This window comes from Psychrobacter sp. DD43, from assembly GCF_904846555.1.
Taxonomy (GTDB): Bacteria; Pseudomonadota; Gammaproteobacteria; order Pseudomonadales; family Moraxellaceae; genus Psychrobacter; species Psychrobacter cryohalolentis.
In genome coordinates this window covers 1-1,064 of record NZ_CAJHBE010000045.1, presented here as the reverse complement: position 1 = coordinate 1,064, position 1,064 = coordinate 1, and the positions used below count along the sequence as shown (strand labels likewise).

At 39.2% G+C, this 1,064-nt stretch carries 1 protein-coding gene; it reads right to left on the bottom strand.

What is annotated here, in order from left to right:
• Nucleotides 1–63: 63 nt before the first annotated feature.
• Nucleotides 64–711, bottom strand: a complete 648-nt coding sequence (locus tag JMX89_RS12740; RefSeq protein WP_133105500.1) for a hypothetical protein — start codon at nucleotides 709–711, stop codon at nucleotides 64–66.
• Between the last annotated feature and the right edge of the window lie 353 nt (nucleotides 712–1,064).

Genomic DNA, 1,064 nt, shown 5'->3' with positions numbered 1-1,064 from the left:
TGGTGTAATGGACAAAATTCATGCTAAAAAGTAGAAGGTAGTCGCTAATGGACATAATTCATGCTATTTGAGTGACTTTGATGCTAAAAAGTCTTTAATAAACCGTAACTTACGGTGCTCATTTAGCCCATGATGACTGTGTAATTGTCGCTTTAACTCACTAAACAAACCTTCAAGAGAATTTGTGGTGTTTGGTATGTCTAACTGCTCACATTCTTGATAAGTAAATAACCAATCACTATTGGTTCTGAGACTACGATAAGCACTTCTAAGACGCTTGTGGGTGTACCACGTTTTACCAGTACCTTCATTAGTACTACGTTCATAAAGATAGTCTTCATGAGTTAAATACCACTGATCCAAGTGTTTTGTGAATGTGGCTTTATCAAGCACAGTTAAGTCTAAAGCAAGCCCTCTAAGTTCAATGCTCGCGATGTTCTTAGGACGACGAGTCAGGTAACGAGTCACTATTTGCATTTGATGAAACTGACACATCTGACAAGGGGTGCTAATAAAAAGCGTTCTAAGTCCTCGTCTTCCATCACAGGTAATGCTTTGTACATCAACGCCTAACGATGCTAAATGATCCACTCCTTGCTTATAAGCACTGTTGGCTTCATGACTCACTACAGCGTAATAAAGAACGGTTCTAGTGGCGTTGTCCATAAAGACCATTAAACCAAACTTGCGACCAAAGTAGGTGGTGTCCATGATGATATTAGCAGTCGTAGGACGTTTAATTTGATACTCGATACTGACTTTATCTAAGCGTCTTTGGATGGTTTTAAGACTACAATTATATTTGTCAGCCAGTTGTTGGTAGGTCTGTTTACCTTGAGTATATTCTGTCCAAAGGGTTTGGTTATCGAGTCTTACGCCACCTAAAAACTGCCGTTTGCAAGATAGGCATTGGTACTGTTGTTTGCCTAGTTTGCGTCCATTCTTCTTTGTATGTTTGTCACTACAAAAAGGGCAGTTTTTTGATTCATGGCGTTGATTCCTTGCAAATATAGACAGTATATAGCTTTAGGACCTATCCCAGCATGAAAAATGTCCATTACACC